The sequence below is a fragment of the Alteripontixanthobacter maritimus genome, assembly GCF_003340475.1.
Lineage (GTDB): Bacteria > Pseudomonadota > Alphaproteobacteria > Sphingomonadales > Sphingomonadaceae > Alteripontixanthobacter > Alteripontixanthobacter maritimus.
Genome location: NZ_QBKA01000002.1, coordinates 1,645,408 through 1,669,094, shown reverse-complemented (window position 1 = coordinate 1,669,094; position 23,687 = coordinate 1,645,408). Strand labels below are relative to the sequence as shown.

Below are 23,687 nucleotides of genomic sequence, written 5' to 3'. Positions count from 1 at the left end.
GCCGTTAGTCGATATTTTAATGCAAGCGAGAGCGCGGATAAAACATCCGTGCCAACCCGGAAGGCCTGAATTCGCTCCATTCGCCTTCCACCTGCGAGAGGCGATCTGCGATTGCGTACATCACCGACGGGTTCACGCCCAGGCCGATATGGCTGGCGATTACCTCGATATTTTCGGTGTTATCGGTCGGTTTCTGCACCGATCCGCGCCAGTGGACCACGCCGTCACCCTTGGTCAGGATCGAGGTGGTGGGAACCGGCGGGGCCTCAGCCAATTGCTGGAAGTTTCCCTGCTGCATCGGTTCGGGCTTTTCGCCATTCAACCATTCGAACAGCCGCGCGGCGTTGGTGTGACCGCGATCGTCGCTGATCGGGCTGCCGAGCGAAATGACCTGACGCACCTTTTCGGGCATGATTTTGGCCAGTTCGCGGGCAAAGACACCGCCCAGGCTCCAACCGACAATCGATACTTTCTGTCCGGTGCGCTTGTGCAGCTCGGTCACGCATTTGCCCATCGCCTCCACTCGCGCGTTGTCCACACGGACATTGCGGCCAAGTTTCCAGCCTTCCACATCGTAGCCGAGCCGTGTGAGTAATCTGCGCATGGGACGGGTCGAACCGTCACCCGCCATGAACCCGGGAAGGACCAGCACGCCGTGCCCGTCACCCCGGGGCAAAAGGTTCAGCGCAGGGCGCAGCGCCAGAAACGATGCATATTCCGCCATCGCCCGGTGCGGTTCGGTCAGCGCCAGCAAGCGGCTGGGTGGACGCGCCCCGACATTCGGCGGATATTTGGCCGTAGTTTGCGTGGACGGCTGCCCGGTCCCAGGCGCGGTAGTCGCATTGGTCATGTCGTGGCTTTCTTTGCTGCTGCGCCGGATTTCCTGGCAGCTTTCGGCTTTGCAGTCTTCGGCTTGGCAATTTTCAGGGCGGACTTGCCGGCTGCAGCCTTCGTTGCCGTCTTTACCGGGTTTGTCTTGCGTGGTGATTTCTTCGCAGGAGCCGTACGCACCGCAGCCTTCTTCGCTGTTTTCGATGCCGGTTTCTTTGGTTTAACCGCGCTTGGTTTATTTGTTTTAGCGGACGAGGTCTTTGCCGAACCTGAACGGGGTTGGGCGGTCTTGCCGTTTGCCTGACGAGACGCGTCACGCAGTTCTTCGAAACTGTCTTGAATGCACTGCGAATAGAATTCCGGATCAGGCATCAAATCGCGGCACGCGGTGAAGCTGATGGTGGCTTCGTCGCAATAGCTTTGCACGACATGACCCAGGCCCATGCCGTCGGTAAGGCAGACCAGCCCGAAATGGCTCTCCAGCTTCGCCCCGGTGGAATAGACCGGCACGGGCGGGCCGGGCACGTTTGTAACGATGGTGGAAAATGGCGGATTGACGCGATTTGCGAGCCCAAGGCGGGTATATAGCTGCGCCCCCAGCGCCATGTAGAGCGCGGGGCTGACCTTGCTGATCTCGGTCATGTTCCGCGCGCCGATCGCGTTTGTCATCGCCTTGGAATTCGTGGTTTTCGATGTAACATAGGCCAGCCGTTCTGCCGGATCATCGATATGCGTACCTAGCTGCGCGACCATGGCGGCGACCTGATTGCCCATATCGCCTTTCTCGTTCTTCTCGCGCACTGAAATAGGCGCCATCGCGGTCAGGGATCTATCGGGCAGATCGTCCTTCGCCAGCAGGTATTTGCGTAACGCCCCACCGACGATGGCGAGAAACACGTCATTGACCTTGCTGTCTTGCGCCAGAATACGGATCGCCTTGATATCGGCCAGCGGCACGCTGCGGCCCTCGACCACGCGGGCGCTCGATAGCGTCTTGTTGAAGCGTGTGCGCGGCGCGATCATGTCGCGGCTGACCTTGAAGTCCTTGGTCGCCAGCCCCTTGATCGCTTTGGCCAGTCCCGGCGCTGCTTTGGCAGCTACTTCCAACTGTTTGAAAGGGTTTGTAAGCGCGCTCATATAGGATTTTCCGAGCAATTCGGGCGCGCCGGGAATGCGTTCCGGCTGCCACGTATCCGGCGTATCTGGTGGCGGCGCGTCGGGTTCCAGCGTATTCAACGCTTCTAGCAGATCGACCCCGCTCATCCCGTCGATCGCAGCATGGTGGACCTTGGTCACCATGGCGAAACTGCCTTCGGGAACGCCTTCGATATTCTCCAGCCCCTCGACAATGGTGAATTCCCACGGTGGGCGCGTCAGGTCGAGCGGGCGAGCGAAGATGCGGGCGGCCTGAATACACAGTTGCCGCCAGTCGCCGGGTTTGGGCAGGGCGATATGGCGAACGTGGTATTCCAGGTCGAAATCCGGATCCTCCACCCAATACGGATAATCGAGGTCGAACGGCACCTTTACGAGCCGCTGGCGCATGGTGCGCGACAGCTGCATCCGGCTCTCGAAAAAGGCGAGAATGTCCTTGAAGCGCACGAACCCACCCGGTGCGGTGGCTGGGTTGTAGATCAGCAACGACCCGATATGCATCGGCGAATTGCGCGTTTCCAGCGCAACGAAAGATGCATCCATGCCTTGTAGCTGCCGCAAGTCCGCTGCTCCCCGGAAATTCGATCCCCAAAACCGATTGGTGCGGCCTTTTGACCTGCCTGCCGGACCTAACACAGAGATAGCGTTGCGCAAAATTCGCTCCCTGCGATTGAGATAGGCGACCGCACGGCCTATCTTGCCGATCATGGATCGCACACCCGCCGGAACACCGCATAACCCGCGTGGCAGCGAACGCTTTCTGGAAGAGCGCGCGACTTACACAGTGTCCAGCGCCACGCCGGACTTGGATGCGGGCGTGGCGGCCATCCGCGAAGTCGCTGCTACGCTTAAGCACAAGCCGGGCGTGTACCGGATGCTCGATACGCGCGGTGACGTGCTGTATGTGGGCAAGGCGCGGGCGTTGAAGGCGCGGGTCGCGAATTATACGCAGGTCAAAAACCTGACCACGCGGTTAAAACGCATGGTCAGCCAGTGCCGTGCGATGGAGATCGTCACCACCAATTCGGAAGCCGAGGCGCTGCTGCTGGAGGCGCAGCTGATCAAGCGGTTCCGTCCGCCGTTCAACGTGCTGTTACGGGACGACAAGAGCTTCCCCTTCATCCTGCTGCGCGCCGACCATGCGTTTCCGCGTATTTCCAAACATCGCGGCGCACGGCGGGCGAAGGGTGATTATTACGGGCCGTTTGCCGGGGCGGGCAAAGTCACCGCCACTATCAATGCACTTCAAAAACTGTTCCTGCTCAGATCCTGCACCGACAGTTTCTTCCGCAACCGCGACCGCCCGTGTCTGTTGTATCAAATCAAGCGATGCAGTGCGCCTTGTGTGGGCCGCATCGACGAAGACGGTTACGACGCGCTGGTCAAACAGGCGAAGGACTTCCTTGGCGGAAAGTCCGGTGCGGTGCAGGCCGATCTGGAAAAGCAGATGGCCAAGGCGGCGCAGGACATGGAGTTCGAAACGGCTGCTATCCTGCGCGACCGGCTGCGCGCGGCGACCTTCATCCAGGGTTCGCAGGCGATCAACGCCAGCGGCGTGGGCGATGCCGATGTGTTCGCGCTTGCCGCCAAGGGCGGCCAGATGGTGGTGCAGGCTTTTTTCATTCGCAGCGGGCAGAACTGGGGCCACCGCGCATTTTTCCCGCGCAACACCGGCGAGGTGGACGAAGCCCAGGTGCTCGCCGATGTGCTGACCCAGTTCTATGAGGAAGTGCCGCCGCCGCGCACAATTCTGGTGGACCGTAAACTGCCCGATCAGGACGTCATCGAGGATGCGTTTGCGGCGCTGGCCGAAGTGAAAGTCGATATCTCCATTCCGCAGCGCGGCGACCGTCGCAACCTGATGAAACAGGCGCAGCGCAATGCGACGGAAGCGCTCGACCGGCGGCTGGCGGAAAGCGGAACCAAGGCCCGCACCATGCGCGAGCTGGCGGAGTTTCTCGAGCTGCCCGAAATTCCGCAACGTGTGGAAGTGTATGACAACAGCCATATTCAGGGGGCGAAAGCGGTCGGCGGCATGATCGTTGCCGGGCCAGAAGGTTTCATCAAAAACCAGTATCGCAAGTTCAACATCAAGACCGCGCAGACGAATGACGATTTCGGCATGATGCGCGAAGTCATGGAGCGCAGGTTCGCCCGCGCCATCAAGGATGACCCAGATCGCGAGACTACCGGCGAACATGCAGTATGGCCGGATCTCGTACTGATCGACGGCGGCAAGGGGCAGATGTCCAGCGTGCGCGATACTCTGGAAGAGCTGGGGATCGAGGACGTTCCGCTAATCGCGATTGCGAAAGGGCCAGGCCACGGGCGCGAGGGCAAAGAGGTGTTCCACTTCCCCGACGGCCGCGAAAAAACGCTACCGACGAATTCGCCTGTACTGTTCCAATTGCAGGTCTGGCGTGACGAAGTTCACCGTTTCGCGATCGGCGCCCACCGGGCGAAACGAAGCCGGGCTATCACAGCCAGTCCGCTCGATGAAATACCGGGAGTAGGTCCCGCCCGCAAACGCGCGTTGCTGTTGCATTTCGGAACTGCCGGGAAGGTTCGCGCTGCCAGTCTGGAGGACCTCCAGCGCGCGCCCGGCGTAAGCGAGGCGGTCGCACAAACGATCTACGATTATTACCACACCAGCGGATAACCGCAGGCCAGGTTCGCATTACGACAAACCGGAGTGGTACCTACTTCTTTTCCAGATCCGGAAACGCCTTGCGCAAGGTCGACAACAGGCGTTCGCTCGTGATGGGTTTCTTCAACACCTGATCATCCGACATCAGAAAACTGATTTCGTTGCGATCATAAGCAGTTACAAAGACAAACGGTATCTTTCGCTCACGCAATATGTCGGCCACCGGCTTGGAGGTTTTATCTTCGCCAAGGTTCACATCGAGGAAAGCCGCATCAATTTTCGCAGTTCTCGCCTTCTCCATTGCATCTGCAAGATGAACTGAAGGACCAACGACGTTGAAGCCGAGATCTTCCAGCAGGTCGGCCATTTCAAATGCGACCAAAAACTCGTCTTCGACAATAAAGATACATTGCGGTCCTACGGTTTCGTCGCCGCGTAACATTTTTTCGGTATCGCTGGTCACGTTAGGTGTCGCTCTCCTGTGGTTTGGGCATCGAAAGACGCCATTCCAGGCCTTCAGGATAAAAGAACGTTTCGGCTGTCCCTTTGGTTTCGGCCATAATTGCGCGTTCGGTAACAAACGTGCCAAAGCCCTTCGCATCTGGTTTGGAAACTGGCGGGCCGCCCCGTTCCGTCCACAGTATGGTTACTGTCGGTTGATCCGTATCGCCGTCATCGATTGTCCACGTGAACGATACGCTGCCGTCTTCGTCGGAAAGAGCCCCATATTTTACCGCATTGGTAGCAAGTTCGTACAATGCCATTGAAAACGCGATGGCGGTGCGCGACGGCATCTCCAAGTCAGGCCCCTCGATCGACACCCGCTGATCGGCGATCGGTTCGAGGATTTCACGCGCAACTTCATCCAGCTTGGCGAAGCCCCAGGTGTTTCCGATCAGGCTGGCATGCGCTTTCGCATAGGCATTGAGCCGCCGGTCGATGCGCTGGTCGAGATCGGGTGCGACGTTTTCATTTCGAAGTGAGCGAGACACGATCGACTGGGTAACGCTGAAGGCATTTTTAACGCGATGGTTCAGTTCGGCAATCAGCACTTCCTGGGCGTGCTGCAAATTTCGTTCGCGATCGATATCAAGAAGTACGACTGTTGCGCCATTCAGTTCGCCATTCGAGCCCCGCACCGGTTCGCCGATTATCCGCATCCAGAATTTGGTTCCGTCGGGGCGCTGGTAATGCACATCCAGTTCTGCATGATCGGCCTTTTCGACGATTACCTTGGCCAATGGATATTCGTGAGATTCCACCCGGCGGCCATCGGCGTGGAAGGAAACCCATTCCCCGTATGAATCGGTATCGGCCGAATGCAGCACCGCATGTCCCACCATGCGTTCCGTTGCACTGTTGCCGTGAATGATACGGCCCTGCGCATCGGCGAAGACAACGCCGATCGGTACAACCTCGATCATCGCCTCCAGCAGGCTTTCGCGCTCTTCGGCAGCAAGGCGATCAGCCTCGCGGTCGCTGCGCACCTGATCCAGCAACGTCGTGAGCCGGGCGATTTCCGACTTGGCATCGGACGCACCAATGGTGGGTTTGGAGTTCTGGCTGTCCGGATCTTGCATGGCAGGTCGCTTCAGGGGTTGCTTGTCGACATCGGCGTTAGGAGAACATGTGACACTTGCATAGGTTCGCGCGGCTATCCTCCCCGGAGTACGGGATATACGTCTAAGGATTTGCGCCTTCCGGAACCTGTTTCAGTCCGTTTTCGCCTTGCGTTTACGCATCATGCCTTCCTGCGCAACGCTTGCCACCAGATGACCCTCGCGGTCGAAGATGCTGCCTCGGTTGAAGCCGCGCCCACTGCCGCTCCAAGGGCTTTCTGTGACGTAGAGCAACCATTCGTCCGCGCGTGCGGGACGGTGGAACCAGATTGCGTGGTCGAGGCTGGCCCCGACCAGCTCGCCGCGCATCCAGCTGAGGCCGTGGGGCAGGGCAGCGGTACCAAGTAGCGTGTAATCGCTGGCATAGGCGATGACGGCACGGTGCAGCGCGGCGTTGGCAGGATTGGCGCTGATATCGGGGAGCGGGGCTACTGTGCGGAACCAGCTATGGGCGACGGGTGCCTTGGGTTCGCTGTTCATCCAGTGCAGCTTGTCCATCGTGCGCATTTCGATGGGGCGAGGGCGCAGGACGAGCCGCCGTTGCGCCTCGGACATCTTGCCGCCGAACTGATCGACCAGCTTCGCGCGTTGCTCCATGTCAGGCTGCAGGTCTTCGGGCGGGACCGCATCGGACATGGCGGCCGCCTGATGCGTCATGCCGTCTTCCGGACGCTGGAAACTGGCGGTCAGGTTGAGGATCGGCGCGTCGCCCTGGGTAGCGACCACGCGGCGGTTGGCGAAGCTGCGTCCGTCGAGATCGCGAGCGGTCTGGTAGTGTATGGCTGGACCCTCTTCCCCGCCGCGCAGGAAATATGCGTGAAGCGAATGGGCCGCGCGGTCCTCGCCAACAGTGGCCTGCGCCGCCTGCAATGCCTGCGCTATTACTTGCCCGCCGAACACGCGCCCCATGCCGCCGGGCTGCGGCTTACCGGTAAAACTGTTCTCGGCGTCGCGCGTTACGGTAAGTAAAGCGGTCAAACCCGCGACAAGCTGTTCGTTTGAAGGGTTTTCGTCTGTTGGAACCGTGTTCATCGCGCCGCCATGCTGCGCGCAGATCGCCTCGTCAATCGGTGAGGCCAAGCTTTCGCAACGCCCGATATGCAAGCGCCTTGGGGCGATTGCTCTGTGGGAACCGGCCTGGCGCGGCGGGGGCAAAGCCAAGGCGGCGCAGTATCCGGTTCATTCCGCGCGAGTCTGCCTCGTTAAAGCTCCAGTCGCTGCGCCAGGTGATCGACAGCGAAACCGAGCTGTCTGCCCCGTTACGCACAAAGTGGGGCGCCATGACTGGCACATACAGAGCTTCGCCCGGGCGAAGCGCGAAAGGCCGACCATGTTCGGCAAAGCTGTCGTTCCAGGTCAGCTCCCGCGGACCGCCCGAATGATATTGCTCATGAAATTCATCCGCGACGAACCGGGTGTCGCCGGCCGGAAACTGGGTCATCACCTTGCTGCCGCGCAATTGCAGCAGGATGTTGTGTTCCGGATCGAAATGGAACGGGGTGACCGCATCCGGGCTGGAGATGAACACGAAACCCTGCGGACGTAACATGGCCCCGGTGGCCCGCTCGATCTCGGTCTGCAATTCGGTCAACAGACCATGCAGCAACCCGCCATATTGCGGCACCTGTTCGATATTCTTAAGCACCGCCCAGCTATTGCTGGCCGCGATGTGCCGAATGGTATCCTCGATCGAAAGCCCGGTCGCTTCCGGCTTGTCATCGACACCGATCGGCAGGTCTCCACGGTTATACTCGATCGACATCGGGGGAAGCTGCCCGGCAAGTTCGGCCAGCGCGTCCAGCGTCAGCAGATCGTGCCTCGCCAGCGCGTGCGGCAGGATATGTGGCTGTTCAGGATAATTTTCGGCGAAAGTGGCGCGTGCTGCGGGGCTGAAAACCGGGCGGCCGGTTCGGGCTTCGGCGATAATGGGCGAAACGGCGTTCATCGGGCACGCTCCACAGTCAGCGTCTGGGGCTTTTCCAGCAACACATCCAGCGCCCCAACCACCGGCCGACCGGTTTCCTGCCTAATGATACCGCGCGCGATAGCCTGCCGCATGGAACCGCCAACAGGAATGCTGACCCGCACCATGGGCCGCCTTTCGCGCCAGAAGTGATCGATCATCGGATGGTCCGGCGCCGCGCAGCTATCGGTCCAGTCGAGCACCGGATCGGCCAGCGTTTCCAGATAGTGCCGCTGCAACATGACACCGGGCGAAGCCTTGGCATGAGCCTCGTCGTAAGCGGTCTTGTAGGAAAACGCGCCCGATCCTGCCGTAACGGTCAGCAAGCCGGCCACCATTTTACCGTCGAGCCGCAAGGTTACGCGGTCCAATCGGCCAAGGTTTGCCGCTGCCATCATGGTCTGACGAAATAGCGCGGTAGTCTTGTCGCAGCAGGCGAGAGCGGACGCTTCGTCGCCCTTCCAGCCCGCTTGCTCCAAGGCGAGGAACTCCTTGAGCCAATCGCTGATACCCTCGTCGCCACGCGTTTGCTCCAGCGAAACTTCGCCACCTTCGGCAAAGCGCTTGGCCCGTCGGCGGAATTCCTTACGCCGCTTGCCGTTGACGCTGGCTGCGAAGTAGCTTTCCGCGTCATCGTCCGATTTCAGCAATGCACGCTCATAGCTTTGGACGATGGCGGCGGGGCGGGAATGGCGGATGGCGACATCGCGCAAGGCGGCGAAGATAGGACCGTCGGCAGGTATATCCGGGCAGTGCAGGAACAGTGCCAACGCCGCGTTCCGGTCTGCCCAATCCAGTAGCGCGCCCCAGAAAGCATGTTCGAAACCGGCGGCGACCAACGGCGTGCCGAGGAAGATATTGGCGTGCGACCAGGTGAAGAGGTGCGGCAGACGGTAACCGTAATAGTCGAAATTGCTTCCGACAGGGAACAGGCCGACCAGCCGTTCGCTTCCGCCGTCATTATTGTACAGGGCCAGGATGCGGGTTTTGCGGAGTACGTCGAACAAATCGAGCGATGGCAGCAAATACCAACTTTCGAAAAATGGGTTCGGTTCGCTGGCATTGGCGGCGAGCGCGTCCCACTCCGCGCGGAACGCATTGCTCCGCAATAGGTCCGGATCGACCACCCGCATGACACCGCCATCGCCTGTAGCGGCGATCCAGTCTGCGGTCTGTTCCATGCGCGGAAGTTCCTTTGTCATGCCCGAAAGCCGTGAGGCAGGGACTGTGACGCAGGAGGGTTGCAATGCCGTTAACCAGCGTTCTGCTGGCAGTTGCGGCGCGAAAAGGGGCGCTGCCATTTCCGGCAGCGCCCCCACATCTTGTCGTCTTATCAGGCCTGACGGGTCAGGCCCGCAGCACCGTGCAGTGTATCCAGTTCAGTCGAACTTGATAAGCGCAGGCGCTTGGTCGCCATCGGAAGGAATGTAGGCCGGGTTGTATTTCTCCAGCCAGGCCAGCGATTCCTCGATCCACTGAATGTGCACATCATCATAGGGCAGGTTATGCGTGCCCTGTTCCTGCACGATGTAGCGGAAGTCCTTACCTTCCACCTTGCCCGATTTCTTCAGGTTGGAAACGAGCACTTCTGCCTGTTCCATGGGAATACGCGCATCACGCTTTGCCGCGACAATCAGGATTGGAGCCCAGGGGCCATCGGTATTCTTGGCGGCAGAAATGCCGTCCGGATCATCCGATGTTGCCTGGAAACCGCTGCTGAAACGGCCAAGGTTTTCCGCATCCCATTTGTTCATCAGCGCCATGTCGTGCACGCCGGCGCCGGCAATGGCGCAGTCCCATACTTCCGGATCGCGCTGGGCGCCGCGCGATGCGGCATAGCCGCCATAGGACCAACCCATGATGCAGGCGCGGTCAGGGTCGATGACGCCCTTCTCACCGAAATAGGTAAGAACGTCGTTCAGATCGTCCTGCATCCGCTTGCCGTAACCGCCGGGTTGGCGGCCCAATTCCTCGAACTCGCGCCCGTAACCGCCCGAACCCCGGTAGTTCGGCTGGATCACGACGTAACCCTGCTCAGCCAGCGGCTGACCCCATGGCTCGGCGGCATTGGTGGCGCTCAGCACCCCGAACGGACCGCCATGCGGCATGACCACCACCGGCAGGTTCTTTTGACCCATGCGGTGGCGCGGATAAGTCACGATTGCCTGTATCTTCACGCCGTCGCTGGCAGTGTACCATTCAGCCTTTACAGGGTTCTTCGGTGCATCCTTCAGCGCCGTACGGGCCCAGTTCAGGAGCTGCATCTTGCCTGATGGCGCGTCGAACAAATAATATCCGCCATTGCGCTTGTTGACGCCGGCATAAACCAGAAACCTGGTTTTATCCTCGTTCCAGTCGATGACAGATGCCTCGCCCTTGCCGAAGAAGTCTTCCATGAAGCCATCCACAGTCTTCAGCGTTTCATCCAGCAACACGGTATCGCGCGTACCGTCGAAGGTGCGATAGCCGAGCAATTTGCCTTCATTGCCATCCACGGCCAGCCCGCCAACATCGAACCCTTCCGTCTCGAACACGGGTTCGGACAGTTTCATCGTCTTCATGTCCACCTTGTAGACCTTTTCGTACCCTTCATGGCGCGAGGTGGTGTAGGCGGTATCGGTTCCTGGAATGAACAGGTCCGGCGTTGGCAGCGAGCCAGTAAAGGTGTCGTCAGCTTCGTTGTAGACGGTCTTGAAGTTGCGCTCGTTCTCACCGCGATACAGCATACGGAACTTCCCGTTATCGCGATCGCTGCTGTAACCGGCGCGAATGTTGCCGTTGGAATCGGCAGACCAGCCGCGCACGACCGGATTGGTCCGCTGGACCATCTTGAACTTGCCGGTATCGACATCGACTTCGACGACTTCCGGGAACCCCCAGCGTTCGGTGCTGTTGGCTACGGAATCGCGTTGCAACAGATATTTACCGGTATCGTGATCGGCATAGAGAATAACGCCCGCATCGCCGCCGGCATCGCGCCAGGCCTGCTGTACCGATTTGCCCGATTTCGTATCGAAGGCCACCAGCCGCCGGAAGTCGGACAGACCGCCACCCAGATTTTCGCGGCTGATAATGGTCATGACGACATGATCGTTCCCGATCCAGCGAAACCCGGTCATGGTACGGTCACCGGCCTCGCGGGCTTCTTCAGCGGCGAGAATCGGCGTTTCCTTCATCGTTGTCAGGTCGAGTACGACGAGTACATCGCGCCCGTCCTTACCGGTCAGGTACGCGATCTTGTCACCCTTGGGCGACATGGACACGTTCTTCATGTTTGGTGCCTTGACGAATTCGGCAACCGGAATACGGCCATCGATCGTGGCAGCTACCTGCGGCGGCGCGTCCTGCGCGATGGCGGACGTCGCGGCGACGCCGGGTAGCATGCCGACAGCCGCCAGTGAGAGCGCGGCTGTACTGACGCCGCGAAGTGCGAATTTCTTGATAGACATATGGACCCCTATTCCATCCTGTTGGATGCCCCGCAAACCCCGGCGCTGCGGCCAAGCTGTTCAGAAGAACGCGGCACGCATGACGGGAGCTAATCGTCTGCAAAGCTCGATAAGCTCATGAATATTGGATTTTTCCTGAACTGCAACTGAAAACCCCGCTCGAATGGTTTCGGGCGGGGTTTTCCGATCAAGAGCGAGCCGTCATTGACGGACCGCACGCGGCTTGTGCGTCTGCCGTCAGGCCCCTCCGCCTGCCAGCGCGGCGAGCAACAGCAGCGCCACGATATTGGTAATCTTGATCATCGGGTTCACGGCCGGACCCGCGGTGTCCTTGTAAGGATCGCCCACGGTATCGCCAGTGACGGCTGCGTGATGGGCTTCTGAACCCTTGCCGCCGTGATTGCCGTCTTCGATGTACTTCTTGGCATTGTCCCAAGCGCCGCCACCTGCGGTCATGGACAGTGCCACGAATAGGCCGCCGACAATCACGCCCAGCAGCAAAGCACCCAGCGCAGCGAAAGCGTTTGCTTGGCCTGCAACGAGGTTGATCGCGAAATAGACCACGATCGGTGCAAGCACTGGAAGCAGCGATGGAACGATCATCTCCTTGATCGCCGCCTTGGTGACGAGGTCAACCGTGCGAGCGTAATCGGGACGACTGGTGCCTTCCATGATGCCCTTGTCGTTAGCGAACTGGTTACGCACGTCCTTCACTACATCGCCCGCCGCGCGGCCCACGGCCGTCATGCCCATGGCCGCGAACAGGTAGGGCAAGAGCCCGCCCAGCAGCAGCCCGACGATGACGTACGGGTTTTCAAGGCTGAAATCGACATCGAGCAAGGGGAAGAACTCCGCCAGATCGGCCGTGTAGGCGGCAAACAGCACCAGCGCGGCAAGGCCGGCGGAACCGATCGCGTAACCCTTGGTCACGGCCTTAGTGGTGTTGCCCACTGCATCCAGCGCGTCGGTCTTTTCCCGCACGCTTTCATCAAGGCCCGCCATTTCGGCAATGCCCCCGGCATTGTCGGTCACGGGACCGTAAGCATCCAGCGCCACGACCATGCCGGCCAGCGCCAGCATCGAAGTCGCGGCATAGGCAATGCCCATGAGGCCGGCGAACTGGTAGCTCACGATGATGCCGATCACGATCATCAGCGTTGGCAATGCTGTCGACTCCAGACTGATAGCCAGACCCTGGATCACATTGGTGCCGTGGCCCGTTTCCGAAGCCTTGGCGATGGAGCGGACCGGGCGGTAATTGGTGCCCGTGTAATATTCGGTAATCCAGATGATCAGACCCGTCAGCGCAAGGCCGACCATGGAGCTGGCGAACAGCGACCAGCCGGTGAACCCGGCGATGGACGAGGTGCCTTCTTCAGCCAGCGGAGCGCCCGGATCAACATTGGCGAGGTTCTCGCCGCCGATGACCATGTTCATGTCGCCAAGGGCCAGCCACATGGCGAAGAAGATGGCCGGGATGGACAGGACTGCGGTCAGCAGGAAGCCCTTGTACATGGCCCCCATAATGTTGGTCGCCCCTTTGCCACTCTTGCCCAGCTTTACGGCGTAAGTGCCGATGATGCTGGTAACGATGCAAACGCCGCCGATCAGCAGCGGCAACGCCATCATCGGGATGAGCAGATCGCCAAGGCCCGTCAGCAACAGCGCCGTCAGCACCATCGTTGCGCCAACCGTGACCACGTAGGTTTCGAAAAGATCGGCGGCCATACCGGCGCAGTCGCCGACATTGTCGCCAACGTTGTCGGCGATCACGGCGGGGTTGCGGGGATCATCCTCGGGAATGCCCGCCTCGACCTTGCCCACCAGATCGGCGCCAACATCGGCCGCTTTGGTAAAGATACCGCCGCCTAGCCGCGCGAAAATGGAAATGAGCGAAGCACCGAAGGCAAGCGCCACCAATGCGTCAATTACTTCGCGGTCGTTTGCGGGAAGACCCATGACCGCCGTCAGCACATAGAAAAACCCGGCAATCGACAGCAGCGCGAGGCCAGCCACCAGCATACCGGTGATCGCACCGGCGCGGAACGCCAGCGTGAGGCCTTGCTGCAGCCCGCTTTGCGCGGCCGCAGCCGTACGGACGTTGGACTGAACCGAAATGTTCATTCCGATAAAGCCTGCCACGCCAGACAGGATCGAGCCGATCAGAAAACCGATTGCAGAAATAGGCGCGCCGCCGCGCGGCATATCGAGGAAGAGGTAGACGAGGATAGCAACCACCACGCCGACGATGGCGATGGTGGTGTATTGGCGTTTGAGATAGGCCTGCGCACCTTCGCGGATCGCGCCCGCAATTTCCTGCATACGTTCATTGCCGGCACCCGAATTGAGCACTTGGCGGCTGGTTACGAAGCCATACACGATGGCGAGTAAACCGAGCCCGATTGAGATAAGTACGAGATTCACAGATCCCCCCTCCCTTTGATAGATTATCCTCGATGCCCGCTATTGCAGGTCATGCAAGTGCCGGTGGCTATGGCAGGCAGGCTTGCGATGCAAGCGCTTTGCTGATGGTGAGCAATGTCGGCGCGCTATGTCCCATGCTCGTAGCCGAGCGACGTTCCAAGGGCAGGGGGCTGGCCATCAAGCAAGAGCGGCACATCGGATGCGGCGACGACCGTGCCGATGGCGTGCATCGGTATGGGAGGCTCGACGCCTCGGGGAATTGTCACAAGCAGTTGGTAATCATCGCCCCAGCGCAAGGCATCGTCCCGCCGAGCCTCGGGCGCGCTTAGGGGCACCGCCATCCGGTCGAGCGAGAGGGTTACGCCGCTCGCTTCCGCCAGCCGTGTGGCGTCCAGCAGCAGCCCGTCAGAAACGTCCATCATGGCGGTGACATGGGGGGCAAGCGCACGGCCTTCGTCAAGCAGCGGAACGGGCCGGCGGAAAGCGCCGCTCGGTTCGCCCGTCGCGTCACGGACTGCTTCGAAACCCATCATCGCCGCACCCACCGGGCCGGACAGCCAGATGATGTCGCCTATCTGCGCGCCGCTGCGCGAGGGGGCAGGTGTATGGGTTGCGCGTCCGATAGCGGTCAGCCCGTGCGCGCGCGGGGTGTTTTCGTTTCCGGACCCGACCGTATCGCCGCCAAGGAGTGCAACACCGAACACCGTGAGCGCTTGCCGCAATCCCTCGATGAACGCCGCATCGTCCCGCCCCAGCATATGGCCGAGCAACACGCCCATGGGTTGCGCGCCCATCGCAGCGAGATCGGACAGGTTGGTCGCCACCAGCTTCCACGCGACATCGGCCATGTCCTGCGAAGCGAGATAGTGCACCCCTTCCACCATCACGTCATGCGTCAGGATCAGCGTCTCGCCGCCAAACTCCAGCGCAGCGGCATCATCACCCAGCCCGCGCGCGGCCGGATGGTTCGCAATGCCGCGCAGCGCAGCGATAAATGTACGTTCGTCGAAGGACGGCATGCGCCGCCATCTACCCGACGCGGCAAGGGCCGCCAATACTGTTCACGCGGGTTTGACCGTTTAGAGCGAAGCCAGCACTTTCGCGGCATCAAGGCGGGTCTTGCGGTCATCGCCGTCGATAGCGCGTTGCAACCAGAACCGCGCGAGCTGCTCATCCTGTTCGACCACAATACCGCGGGCGAATGCGGTGCCGACAACTGCAGCAGCCTGTTCGTCACCGTTGATAGCGGCCTGATGGAACCAGTACAGCGCCTTGTCCGGATGGTTGGCCAAGCCAAAGCGTCCGGCATAAAACGCGCCAGCCTCGCGCATGGCCCAGACGCGGCCATCCTTCGCCTTTTCCACCAGGAACTGCGCGATGGCTGTAGCGTCGCGGCTTCGCTGCAGGGCTTTGTAGTTTGTCCACTCGCGATCAAATTCGGCGCCTGCCTTGCTGCCCCATGTCCCGCCATAAGCAAGTGCGTCCGCCGGACGGCTGGCAAACGCACTGGCCGGGCCGGAGCGGAAGGCATCACCGGGGGTATCGACACCCTGCGCGGAAACCGTTGCGGCAGGAACAATCATTATTCCAACTGTTGCAAAAGCGATCAAAGAAGTCCGGCGCATGTCAATTCTCCCATGTTTTCAAGATTAAGACATGTCGGTAGATGAACCGCGCATTAATCTGGTTTGCGTGCTTCCTTTGCTACCGCATCGAGGATGCCGTTGACAAACTTCGCTTCGCGGTCGTCGAAAAAGGCTTTGGCGACATCCACGTACTCGCTGATGGCGGTGCCCAAAGGTACGTCTGCGCGGGCCATCAGTTCGTAGGCTCCGGCGCGCAGGACCTGCAGCATGGTCTTGTCCATCCGGGCGAGGGTCCAGCCGCCCGCCAGCTTCGCGGTCAGGGCAGCGTCGATTTCTTCGCGCCGCGCTGCAACGCCCGTCACCAGATCGTCGAAAAACTCCACTTCGGCATCGGCGTAATGTTCGCCATCCTCGATCTCGCGGCCCAGGCGGTGCTGATGAAATTCATCGAGCAACCGCGTCATGGCGGTGCCTTCCATATGTAATTGGTACAGCGCCTGTACGGCAGCAAGGCGCGCGGCAGAGCGGGCCTGGGAACGTTTTGGGGAATTCATTTCAGCCGCAACTCCACGGATTTGGCATGGGCAGGAAGCCCTTCGGCGCGAGCGAGGGTGACGGCGGCGGGTCCGATGGCGGCAAGCCCTTCGTCGCTCACCGAGATGAAGCTGGTGCGTTTCATGAAGTCCAGTACCGACAGTCCGCTGGCGAAACGGGCGCGCCGTCCGGTTGGTAATACATGGTTCGGTCCGGCAACGTAATCGCCGATAGCTTCGGGCGTGTTCCGGCCCAGAAAGACGCTGCCCGCATGACGGATATGCGCGAACATCGCTTCCGGTCCATCGATTGCCAGTTCCACGTGTTCCGCCGCCAGCCGGTTGGCGAGCGCAGGCGCCTCGGCCATATCGCGCACCACGATGATGACGCCGTTCGCGTTCCAGCTTTCGCGCGCAATTTTTGCGGTCGACAGCGTGCTGGTCTGCAAGTCCACGCAATCTTCCACCTGGTCGGCGAATTTCGCATCGTCGGTAATCAGAATGGACTGGCTGGTGGGATCGTGTTCGGCCTGGCTCAGCAGGTCGGCAGCGATCCAGTCCGGATCGTTCGCACCGTCGGCGACCACAAGGATTTCGCTTGGACCGGCAACCATGTCGATGCCGACCACGCCGTAAAGCTGGCGCTTGGCCTCTGCGACCCATGCATTGCCGGGGCCGGTTACCACATCGACACGGGCAATCCGGTCCGTTCCATAGGCAACCGCGCCCACCGCTTGCGCCCCGCCGATGCGCCACAATTCGTCCACACCCGCAATATGCGCGGCGGCCAGTACCAATGGATTGATCTTGCCATGGGGCGTCGGCGTCACGACCACCAACCGCTCTACCCCGGCGACGCGCGCGGGGATTGCGTTCATCAGCAGGGATGACGGGTACGCCGCCCGGCCGCCCGGCACATACAGACCGGCCGCATCGACAGCGGTCCATTTCGCGCCCAGCCTGACACCGGCATCGTCTGTATAGTCGCGGTCTTCGGGAAGCTGCGCCGTGTGATAGTCGCGGATGCGGGCAGCGGCCAAGTCCAGGGCGTCGCGCAATTCCGCATCGAGTTCGGCATAGGCCTGTTCGCAGGCCCCGGCCTCAATTCGCCAATCGTCCGGCGTCGCCAAATCGTGATGATCGAAACGGGCGGTATATTCGGCCAGCGCCGCATCACCGCGCATCCGCACCGTGCCGAGTATGCCGCGCACATCCTGTGCTACATCGTCGGCGGTTTCCCGCCGCTGGTCGACGACGCGGGCGAACGCCTTTTCGAAGCCGTCATCGGCGGTATTGAGACGGCGCATCAGGCGGCACCTTCCGCGATGGCACCGCGAAATGCCTCCACCAGCTCAGCCACACGCCGATCGGTTTTGAGGGCGGCACGGTTGACGATCAACCGGGCTGATATGTCGATGATGCGATCGGTTTCCACCAACCCGTTATCCTTCAGCGTCTGCCCGCTCGATACGAGATCGACGATCTGGCCTGCCAGCCCGAGGCTGGGGGCGATCTCCATCGCTCCGTTCAGCTTGACGCATTCGGCCTGCACGCCGAGCTTCTCGAAATGGCGACGCGTGAGATTGGGGTATTTGGTTGCAACCCTTGCATGGGTGTTGCCCACCACGGGCACAGAGCCGCCGGCAGGGCTGGCGAGGGACAAGCGGCAATGCCCGATATCGAGATCGACGGGGGCATAAAGGTCCGAATAATCGAACTCCTCGATCACGTCCGATCCCACAATGCCAGCCTGCGCTGCGCCATGCGCCACAAATGTCGCCACGTCGAAGGCGCGCACCCGGATCAGATTCATGTCCGGCCGCGTGGTGCCGAAGGTCAGGCTGCGGTTGGCCTTGTCGTGGAAGGCATCTTCCGGCACGATTCCGGCACGCGCCATAACAGGCAACGCCTCGTCCAGAATGCGGCCCTTGGGTATGGCGAAAGTCAGCGCGGTATCCATGTCCGGCGCGACTTAGGGACTGGCCAGCAAAAGGGCAACGCGAGATGGCAGCACGCAGCGACACAAACGACGCACCGGTGATGCATATGGCGAGCGTTCCCGAGGCTATCGAGTGGCAGGCGCGACATGCCGAGAACGGCGGCGCGCCCGGCACCGCCCGTGTGATCCGCGCCTTGCTACCGGTGCTGGACAGCGAAACCGCGGTCGGCCGCAGAATGACGAACTGGCAGGGGCTGACCCTGGAAGACGCGATGCCGCTGCGTATCCACGGCGGCCTGCACAATTTGCTGGTAACGGGAGAGGACCGGCGGTTGGAGGAAGTCTATGCCGGGCGGCTGACACGGCAGGCTGCGGTGGACGAGCTGGTCTGCGAACTGGTCCAGACTTACGACACGCGCCTTCTGCCGTGGCTCGACGGACCTCCGCAGACGAACGAGGCCGGGCGATCCGCCAGTATAATGGCGGGCCTGTTATGGCTGGCCGAGAGGGTGCCGGCACGTTTCGAAATGCTGGAACTGGGTGCCAGCGCGGGCGTGAATACGATGATGGACCGCTACCGCTACGATCTTGGCGGCGTGACCGTGGGGCCGGCAAAATCGCCCGTGCTGATTGCGCCGGAATGGCGCGGTAACCCGCCGCCCGCCGTCGATGTAGAGATCGCCTCGATCAGGGGGTGCGATGTTGCGCCCGTAGACTTGACGGATCCGGAAGCGGCCATGCGGTTGAAGAGTTACGTCTGGCCCGAAATGACCGCGCGAATGGGCCGGATCGACGCGGCGATCGCGATGGCTACCGAACGCGCGCCGAATGTGGAGCGGATGTCGGGCGAGGATTGGGTCGAGCGCGAACTCGCGCGGCCGTCCCAAACGGGCGTCACCCGGGTGCTGTTCCATTCCATCGTTTGGCAATACCTTCCGCCAGAGGGCCGCGAACGGATCACCCGTGCCGTCGCCCAGGCAGCCACCCGCGCAACCGCCGGTGGCCCGCTCGCCTGGCTGACGCTGGAAACCAACCGCCGGACCTTCGCCCATGAACTGCGCGTTCGCTACTGGCCGGGCGGGGCGGAAGATGTGCTGCTGGCCCAATCCAACCCGCATGGGGTATGGGTGGACTGGTTCGGCGAGTAGGGAACGTCTGGATAGGTCAGATCGACAGTGTCTGACAAACGACACCAGTGCACCAGACCCGCTCATCCTGAACTTGTCGAAGGATCGTATTTCTCTTTTGCTGACGCAAGTGCCGAAAGCTAAGGACAATCCTTCGACAATCTCAGGATGAGCGGAAAAAGGGGGGGAGAGCCGAATCCAGCTTGCAAAGCCGAATTTAGATCCCTGCCAGAAATGTATCCATCGCTGCATTGACTGCATCGGGCGCCTCCCACGGGACGAAATGCCCGCAATCGGGTACTTTCACGATAGTCAGGTCGTCGATTATGTCTTCCATACCGTCCAGATTTTCCGGCGGTAGAGCCAGGTCGTCCAGTGCCCAGATGACCAATGTGGGAATGGATAGCTTGGGCAAAACAGGTGCGGCATAGGTTGCGGGCAGTTCGAACGGTTCGTCCATCGCCGGTACTTCGATAGGGCTTGCCCTGTACCAGTTCAGCATCGCAATGGCGGTATCCGGATTGCGCCATTCTTCTAGCAGAGTATCGCGTTCCTCTGGCTCCATCTCGCCGGGGCGATCCCACTTCACCACTTTTTGCAGTATCCACTTCAGACCGTGCTCACGCGTTTGGGGGTCATTCGCTGGATCGCGGAAGGCGCGAATATACTGGCTCGCTTCGCGCTGGCCAGGATGGGTGTGGAGCAGCTTGCCGAAAATGGCCGGATGGGGGGCATTGGCGATGATCGCGCGTTCGACCCGGATGCCTTGCCCGAGCAACGCCACACCCCACGCAATCGCGCCGCCCCAGTCGTGCCCGACAATGGTGAACTTCCCCACACCCAGCGCGTCCGCGAGCAGAAAGACATCGCCGATCAGCTTGTCCGGCGTGTAAGCGTCCGGTTCCTGCGGGTTGGACGATCCGCGATAGCCGCGCTGATCGGGCGCGATGCAGCGGTAGCGATCCCGAAAATGGGCGATCTGGTGCCGCCATGTCCGATGGCTTTCGGGAAAGCCGTGGAGGAAGATCAGCGTTTCGCCCGCGCCGTCCATACCAGTCGGCGTGCCGGTATCCAGCACATCGAGCTCGATGCCGTTGGACAGTTTGACGCGGGTCTGCTGGCCAAGGTCGAGCGCGCTCACGAGCCGGCCTCCATCTTGTCCATGTAACCTTCGGCCACCATCCCGGCCATCTGGTCGAACAGTGCATCGGGTGTCCGGCGCATTTCACCCAGCTTTGCTTCTGCGCCCTGCGCGACGATAATCTCGCGCGTACCGGCAGCGATACCGTCAACGATGGTACGTGCCGCGTCGGCCGGTGGAATGCCGTTATCGATCACATGATCGCTGACGCCGCGCCGCGATCCGTCTGCGGCAAGGGCATTGCGCGCCACGTCGGTGGCGACCGATCCCGGGGCGACGACATGCACGCCGATATGGCTTTGCGAAAGTTCTGCACGCAACGCATCGGCATATCCGATTAGCCCGAACTTCGCGGCTGAATACGCTGTACGCAGCGGCACGCCGACCTTGCCGGCGATGGAGGATATGAACACCAGTGCGGCAGGTGTGATGGCGGAAGCGCTGCTGGTCATATGCGGCAGCAGTGCCTGCACATTGGCAATCTGCGCCAACAGATCGATCTCTATAATTTCGCGATAGACCTTCATTGCAGTGTCCTGCGCCCGGCTGCGTTGGGAAATCCCGGCATTGGCTACGAAGACATCCACCCGGCCATGCCAACCGACCGCATGGGCGACCGCCTGCTGCATCGCAGCATCGTCCCGCACGTCGAACGGGACCACCAGCGTTTCGGTGTCGAGCGAGGCGGCAACCTCCGCCAACCGGTCCTCGTTCCGTCCGGAAAGCACCAGCCGTGCGCCCCTGTCCGCCCATTCGGTAGCCAGTGCCTTGCCAATCCCGCTCGATGCGCCGGTGATCCAGATCGTTTTATCGGTGAAGTTCATGCGGGTTTTCCTCGATGCCTCAGGGATAGCTGACGGTTTTGGGCGTGCCGGGTATCGGAATATGCTCTTCGCTATCGCCGGGCACTTGCGGGAAACGACCCGCTTTCCAGTCGTCTTTCGCCTGCTCGATCCGATCCCGGTCGCTGCTGACGAAATTCCACCAGACGTGGCGCTTGGTGGCAAAGGCTTCCCCGCCCAACAACATGACTCGCGCACCTTTGGCCGAGCGCAAAGTCATTTCCGCGCCGGGCTTCAACACGGTCAGTTCGAATTCGGTCAGCGGTTGCCCGTCGATGGCAGCTTGTCCGCCAACCAGCATGAGCGCACGTTCGTCCGCACCGGCATCGATTGGTATGGCTCCATCGGGGCCGAGCACGATTTCGGCGTAGATCGTTTCGGCATGGCAGGTGGTGTCCGCGCGGCGGCCCCACAGATCGCCCATGATAACAGTGGCCTTCGCGCCATTGTCCTCAATCACCGGCAGCTTAGCCACGGCCTCGAACGCAGGATCTATCTCCTCTTGCCCATCGGGCAGTGCGAGCCACGTCTGCATCCCGTAGAGCTGCGGCCCTTCGGTGCGCAGGTTCTGCGGGCTGCGTTCGGAATGCACGATGCCCCGGCCAGCCGTCATCAAATTCACAGTACCGGGACGGATAGTGGAGAAGGTGCCCAAGCTGTCGCGATGCTCGATCGCGCCCTGAAACAGCCAAGTCACCGTAGCGAGGTTGATATGCGGATGCGGGCGCACGTCCATTCCTTCGCCGGGGTCCATCTTGGCCGGCCCGAACTCGTCCACGAAGACGAACGGGCCCACCATGGTGCGTGTTTTTGCAGGGAGGGCGCGGCGTACGGTGAAGGCGCCGAGATGGTGGGTGACCGGCGTAATTGTGGCTTCGACCAAGCCGGTCATGTAGCGTCCGCTCCGGGCGCGCTGGCCTTGATCGCGAGGGCATGTACCCGGTCACCCGGAATGTCACCCAGCGCGGCGATCACAGCGCGCTGCCGGGCGAGCCGGTTCATGGCTGCGAACCGGGCAGCTTCGATGATGACTGTAAAATGCGACTCGCCCGAACCATCGTCGCCTGAGTGACCGGAGTGCTGGGCGCTGTCATTCACCACTTCCAGATGCGAAGGGGCGAAGGCGGCGGTCAGCAGCGCCTCCATTTCCTCCTGCACCGAACTATACCGGGGCTGATCGACCATCTTCGGAATTCCTCTTTGCAAATTGGGCGTGTGCACCCCATCCTAATGGCCATGCGCACGAGCCGGTTCCATGGTCGCCACGAAAGCGAAGGGCGTCAATGCGAACATCCCCGATGTGCCGATGAAGGTGAATTCCGCGCACCGGGCAACCGCGTTGCAGGATTTGACGGACCGGGCGACTGGCGCTGGTTCTGCCTCGATCACGTGCGCGAATTCAATGCAGGGTACGACTGGTTCGAGGGAATGAACGCGGACGAAATTTACGCCGCGCAGGCCCCTGGTGCGGGTTGGGCAACCGAAACGCGGGCGTTCAATAAGACCGCCGGCGTCGATGGAATGCCGCGCTGGTCGGACTTCGACGATCCGCTGGACGCTATCGGGGCACGTATGCGCAGCATCAAGACCCGTGCCGCGCGTGAAGTGGATATGGGCGCGGATCCAACCGGCCGCCCGCGCTTCTCCCGCGCGGAGATGGCTGCGCTGGAAACCATGAACTTGGGTTCCGACACCGATCGCCGCAAACTGCGCCGCCGCTATTCCGAACTCGTTCGCCGGTTCCATCCGGACCGCAATGGCGGCGATCGGGCGCATGAGGACCGATTGGGTGAAGTGGTCGCCGCGTACCAGATGCTCAAGGCAAGTGGCGCGCTGAGGTGAGGGGGCATGGTCCGTCGGAGTGGTGTGCTGATGGGAAAGGTCAGGACGACGATGAGAAAGGAAGGCGAGGGCATGAAGAAGGAGCGTCGGACGCCGATCAACCTTTATTTCCCCGCCGCGCAGCTTCGATAGCGGCCACGTCGATCTTCACCATTTCCGCCATGGCGAGGAATACGCGTTCGCGTTCCCGCGCATCGTTCGACCGCAGCCCTTCCATCAGGGTGCGCGGAACGACCTGCCAGCGCACTCCGAACCGGTCTTTGCACCAGCTACAGGCCATCTCCTCGCCGCCATCCGCAATCAGCGCGTTCCAGTAGCGATCCGTTTCCGCCTGGTCGCCCGTATGCACCTGAAGCGAGATCGCATCGTTGAATTCGGTGCCGCTGCCGCCATTGAGCGCGAGGTAGGGCGCACCCTTGAGTGTTGCCTCCACAGTCAGCACGTCACCCGCCTTTCCTCCGGGCCAGTCCGCGGGCGAAGTGTTGATGTGATCGATGGAGGAATCGGGCAATATGCCGACATAGAACCGCATCGCCTCCTCGGCGTTGCCGTCGAACCAGAGGCATGGGACGATGGGATTGGTCATGAT

At 61.2% G+C, this 23,687-nt stretch carries 22 protein-coding genes; 3 read left to right on the top strand and 19 right to left on the bottom strand.

Annotated elements, in window-relative coordinates; genetic code table 11:
• Positions 1 to 16 precede the first annotated feature (16 nt).
• Complete coding sequence (locus HME9302_RS08290; protein ID WP_230079932.1) at positions 17 to 850, bottom strand: esterase/lipase family protein; 834 nt, start codon at positions 848 to 850, stop codon at positions 17 to 19.
• Complete coding sequence (locus HME9302_RS08285) at positions 847 to 2,529, bottom strand: WS/DGAT/MGAT family O-acyltransferase (RefSeq protein ID WP_115366627.1); 1,683 nt, start codon at positions 2,527 to 2,529, stop codon at positions 847 to 849. The genes HME9302_RS08290 and HME9302_RS08285 overlap by 4 nt, the downstream gene beginning before the upstream one ends.
• 163 nt (positions 2,530 to 2,692) lie before the next feature.
• Between HME9302_RS08285 and uvrC the strand changes: the two genes are divergently transcribed.
• The gene (uvrC, locus tag HME9302_RS08280; protein WP_115366626.1) at positions 2,693 to 4,645 is read left to right on the top strand and encodes an excinuclease ABC subunit UvrC; all 1,953 of its coding nucleotides are present in this window, start codon (positions 2,693 to 2,695) and stop codon (positions 4,643 to 4,645) included.
• Between the two features lie 40 nt (positions 4,646 to 4,685).
• On the opposite strand, the gene HME9302_RS08275 is transcribed toward uvrC, so the two are convergent.
• From HME9302_RS08275 to hisG, 12 genes are all read right to left on the bottom strand, one after another.
• Positions 4,686 to 5,096 carry a response regulator gene (locus tag HME9302_RS08275; protein WP_230079931.1) on the bottom strand — a complete coding sequence of 137 codons (411 nt, stop codon included), beginning with the start codon at positions 5,094 to 5,096 and terminating at the stop codon, positions 4,686 to 4,688.
• Position 5,097: 1 nt separating this feature from the next.
• Positions 5,098 to 6,213, bottom strand: coding sequence for an HWE histidine kinase domain-containing protein (locus tag HME9302_RS08270; protein ID WP_115366625.1), 1,116 nt, complete (start codon positions 6,211 to 6,213; stop codon positions 5,098 to 5,100).
• Positions 6,214 to 6,345: 132 nt separating this feature from the next.
• Positions 6,346 to 7,284 (bottom strand): acyl-CoA thioesterase, encoded by a 939-nt coding sequence (locus HME9302_RS08265; protein WP_115367598.1) that lies wholly within the window; start codon positions 7,282 to 7,284, stop codon positions 6,346 to 6,348.
• Between the two features lie 31 nt (positions 7,285 to 7,315).
• Positions 7,316 to 8,197 carry a lysine-specific demethylase gene (locus HME9302_RS08260; RefSeq protein WP_115366624.1) on the bottom strand — a complete coding sequence of 294 codons (882 nt, stop codon included), beginning with the start codon at positions 8,195 to 8,197 and terminating at the stop codon, positions 7,316 to 7,318.
• Positions 8,194 to 9,396, bottom strand: a complete 1,203-nt coding sequence (locus HME9302_RS08255) for a GNAT family N-acetyltransferase (protein WP_181815715.1) — start codon at positions 9,394 to 9,396, stop codon at positions 8,194 to 8,196. Before HME9302_RS08255 ends, HME9302_RS08260 begins: the two co-directional genes overlap by 4 nt.
• Positions 9,397 to 9,594: 198 nt before the next feature.
• The gene (locus HME9302_RS08250) at positions 9,595 to 11,664 is read right to left on the bottom strand and encodes an alpha/beta hydrolase family protein (RefSeq protein ID WP_115366622.1); all 2,070 of its coding nucleotides are present in this window, start codon (positions 11,662 to 11,664) and stop codon (positions 9,595 to 9,597) included.
• A 237-nt stretch (positions 11,665 to 11,901) separates the two neighbouring features.
• A complete protein-coding gene (locus tag HME9302_RS08245; protein WP_115366621.1) occupies positions 11,902 to 14,088 on the bottom strand; it encodes a sodium-translocating pyrophosphatase in 2,187 nt (728 codons plus the stop codon).
• Between the two features lie 125 nt (positions 14,089 to 14,213).
• Positions 14,214 to 15,107, bottom strand: coding sequence for a thiamine-phosphate kinase (gene thiL / locus HME9302_RS08240; RefSeq protein WP_115366620.1), 894 nt, complete (start codon positions 15,105 to 15,107; stop codon positions 14,214 to 14,216).
• A 60-nt stretch (positions 15,108 to 15,167) separates the two neighbouring features.
• On the bottom strand, positions 15,168 to 15,671 hold the full coding sequence (locus HME9302_RS08235) for an SEL1-like repeat protein (protein WP_181815714.1): 504 nt from the start codon (positions 15,669 to 15,671) through the stop codon (positions 15,168 to 15,170).
• Between the two features lie 95 nt (positions 15,672 to 15,766).
• Positions 15,767 to 16,228, bottom strand: coding sequence for a transcription antitermination factor NusB (gene nusB, locus HME9302_RS08230; protein ID WP_115366618.1), 462 nt, complete (start codon positions 16,226 to 16,228; stop codon positions 15,767 to 15,769).
• Positions 16,225 to 17,514: a histidinol dehydrogenase gene (gene hisD / locus HME9302_RS08225; RefSeq protein ID WP_115366617.1), complete on the bottom strand. Its 1,290-nt coding sequence runs from the start codon at positions 17,512 to 17,514 to the stop codon at positions 16,225 to 16,227. Before hisD ends, nusB begins: the two co-directional genes overlap by 4 nt.
• Positions 17,514 to 18,167 (bottom strand): ATP phosphoribosyltransferase, encoded by a 654-nt coding sequence (gene hisG, locus HME9302_RS08220; protein WP_115366616.1) that lies wholly within the window; start codon positions 18,165 to 18,167, stop codon positions 17,514 to 17,516. Before hisG ends, hisD begins: the two co-directional genes overlap by 1 nt.
• A gap of 44 nt (positions 18,168 to 18,211) precedes the next feature.
• Here hisG and HME9302_RS08215 point away from each other — a divergent pair, with 44 nt between their 5' ends.
• Positions 18,212 to 19,294 (top strand): DUF2332 domain-containing protein, encoded by a 1,083-nt coding sequence (locus HME9302_RS08215; protein WP_230079930.1) that lies wholly within the window; start codon positions 18,212 to 18,214, stop codon positions 19,292 to 19,294.
• Between the two features lie 196 nt (positions 19,295 to 19,490).
• Here the strand turns inward: HME9302_RS08215 and HME9302_RS08210 are convergent, their stop codons facing one another.
• From HME9302_RS08210 to HME9302_RS08195, 4 genes are read right to left on the bottom strand one after another with little or no spacing between them, the layout of a single operon-like run.
• The gene (locus HME9302_RS08210) at positions 19,491 to 20,414 is read right to left on the bottom strand and encodes an alpha/beta fold hydrolase (RefSeq protein ID WP_230079929.1); all 924 of its coding nucleotides are present in this window, start codon (positions 20,412 to 20,414) and stop codon (positions 19,491 to 19,493) included.
• Positions 20,411 to 21,238 (bottom strand): SDR family NAD(P)-dependent oxidoreductase, encoded by an 828-nt coding sequence (locus HME9302_RS08205; RefSeq protein ID WP_115366615.1) that lies wholly within the window; start codon positions 21,236 to 21,238, stop codon positions 20,411 to 20,413. The genes HME9302_RS08210 and HME9302_RS08205 overlap by 4 nt, the downstream gene beginning before the upstream one ends.
• A gap of 19 nt (positions 21,239 to 21,257) precedes the next feature.
• The gene (locus HME9302_RS08200) at positions 21,258 to 22,148 is read right to left on the bottom strand and encodes a pirin family protein (RefSeq protein ID WP_115366614.1); all 891 of its coding nucleotides are present in this window, start codon (positions 22,146 to 22,148) and stop codon (positions 21,258 to 21,260) included.
• Positions 22,145 to 22,441 carry a BolA family protein gene (locus HME9302_RS08195; protein ID WP_230079928.1) on the bottom strand — a complete coding sequence of 99 codons (297 nt, stop codon included), beginning with the start codon at positions 22,439 to 22,441 and terminating at the stop codon, positions 22,145 to 22,147. The genes HME9302_RS08200 and HME9302_RS08195 overlap by 4 nt, the downstream gene beginning before the upstream one ends.
• Positions 22,442 to 22,492: 51 nt before the next feature.
• Here HME9302_RS08195 and HME9302_RS08190 point away from each other — a divergent pair, with 51 nt between their 5' ends.
• Positions 22,493 to 23,098, top strand: coding sequence for a DnaJ domain-containing protein (locus tag HME9302_RS08190; protein WP_115367595.1), 606 nt, complete (start codon positions 22,493 to 22,495; stop codon positions 23,096 to 23,098).
• Between the two features lie 97 nt (positions 23,099 to 23,195).
• Here HME9302_RS08190 and HME9302_RS08185 read toward each other — a convergent pair whose 3' ends face one another.
• Entirely contained in the window at positions 23,196 to 23,684 is a 489-nt protein-coding gene (locus HME9302_RS08185; RefSeq protein ID WP_115366613.1) for a VOC family protein, read from the bottom strand.
• Positions 23,685 to 23,687 lie beyond the last annotated feature (3 nt).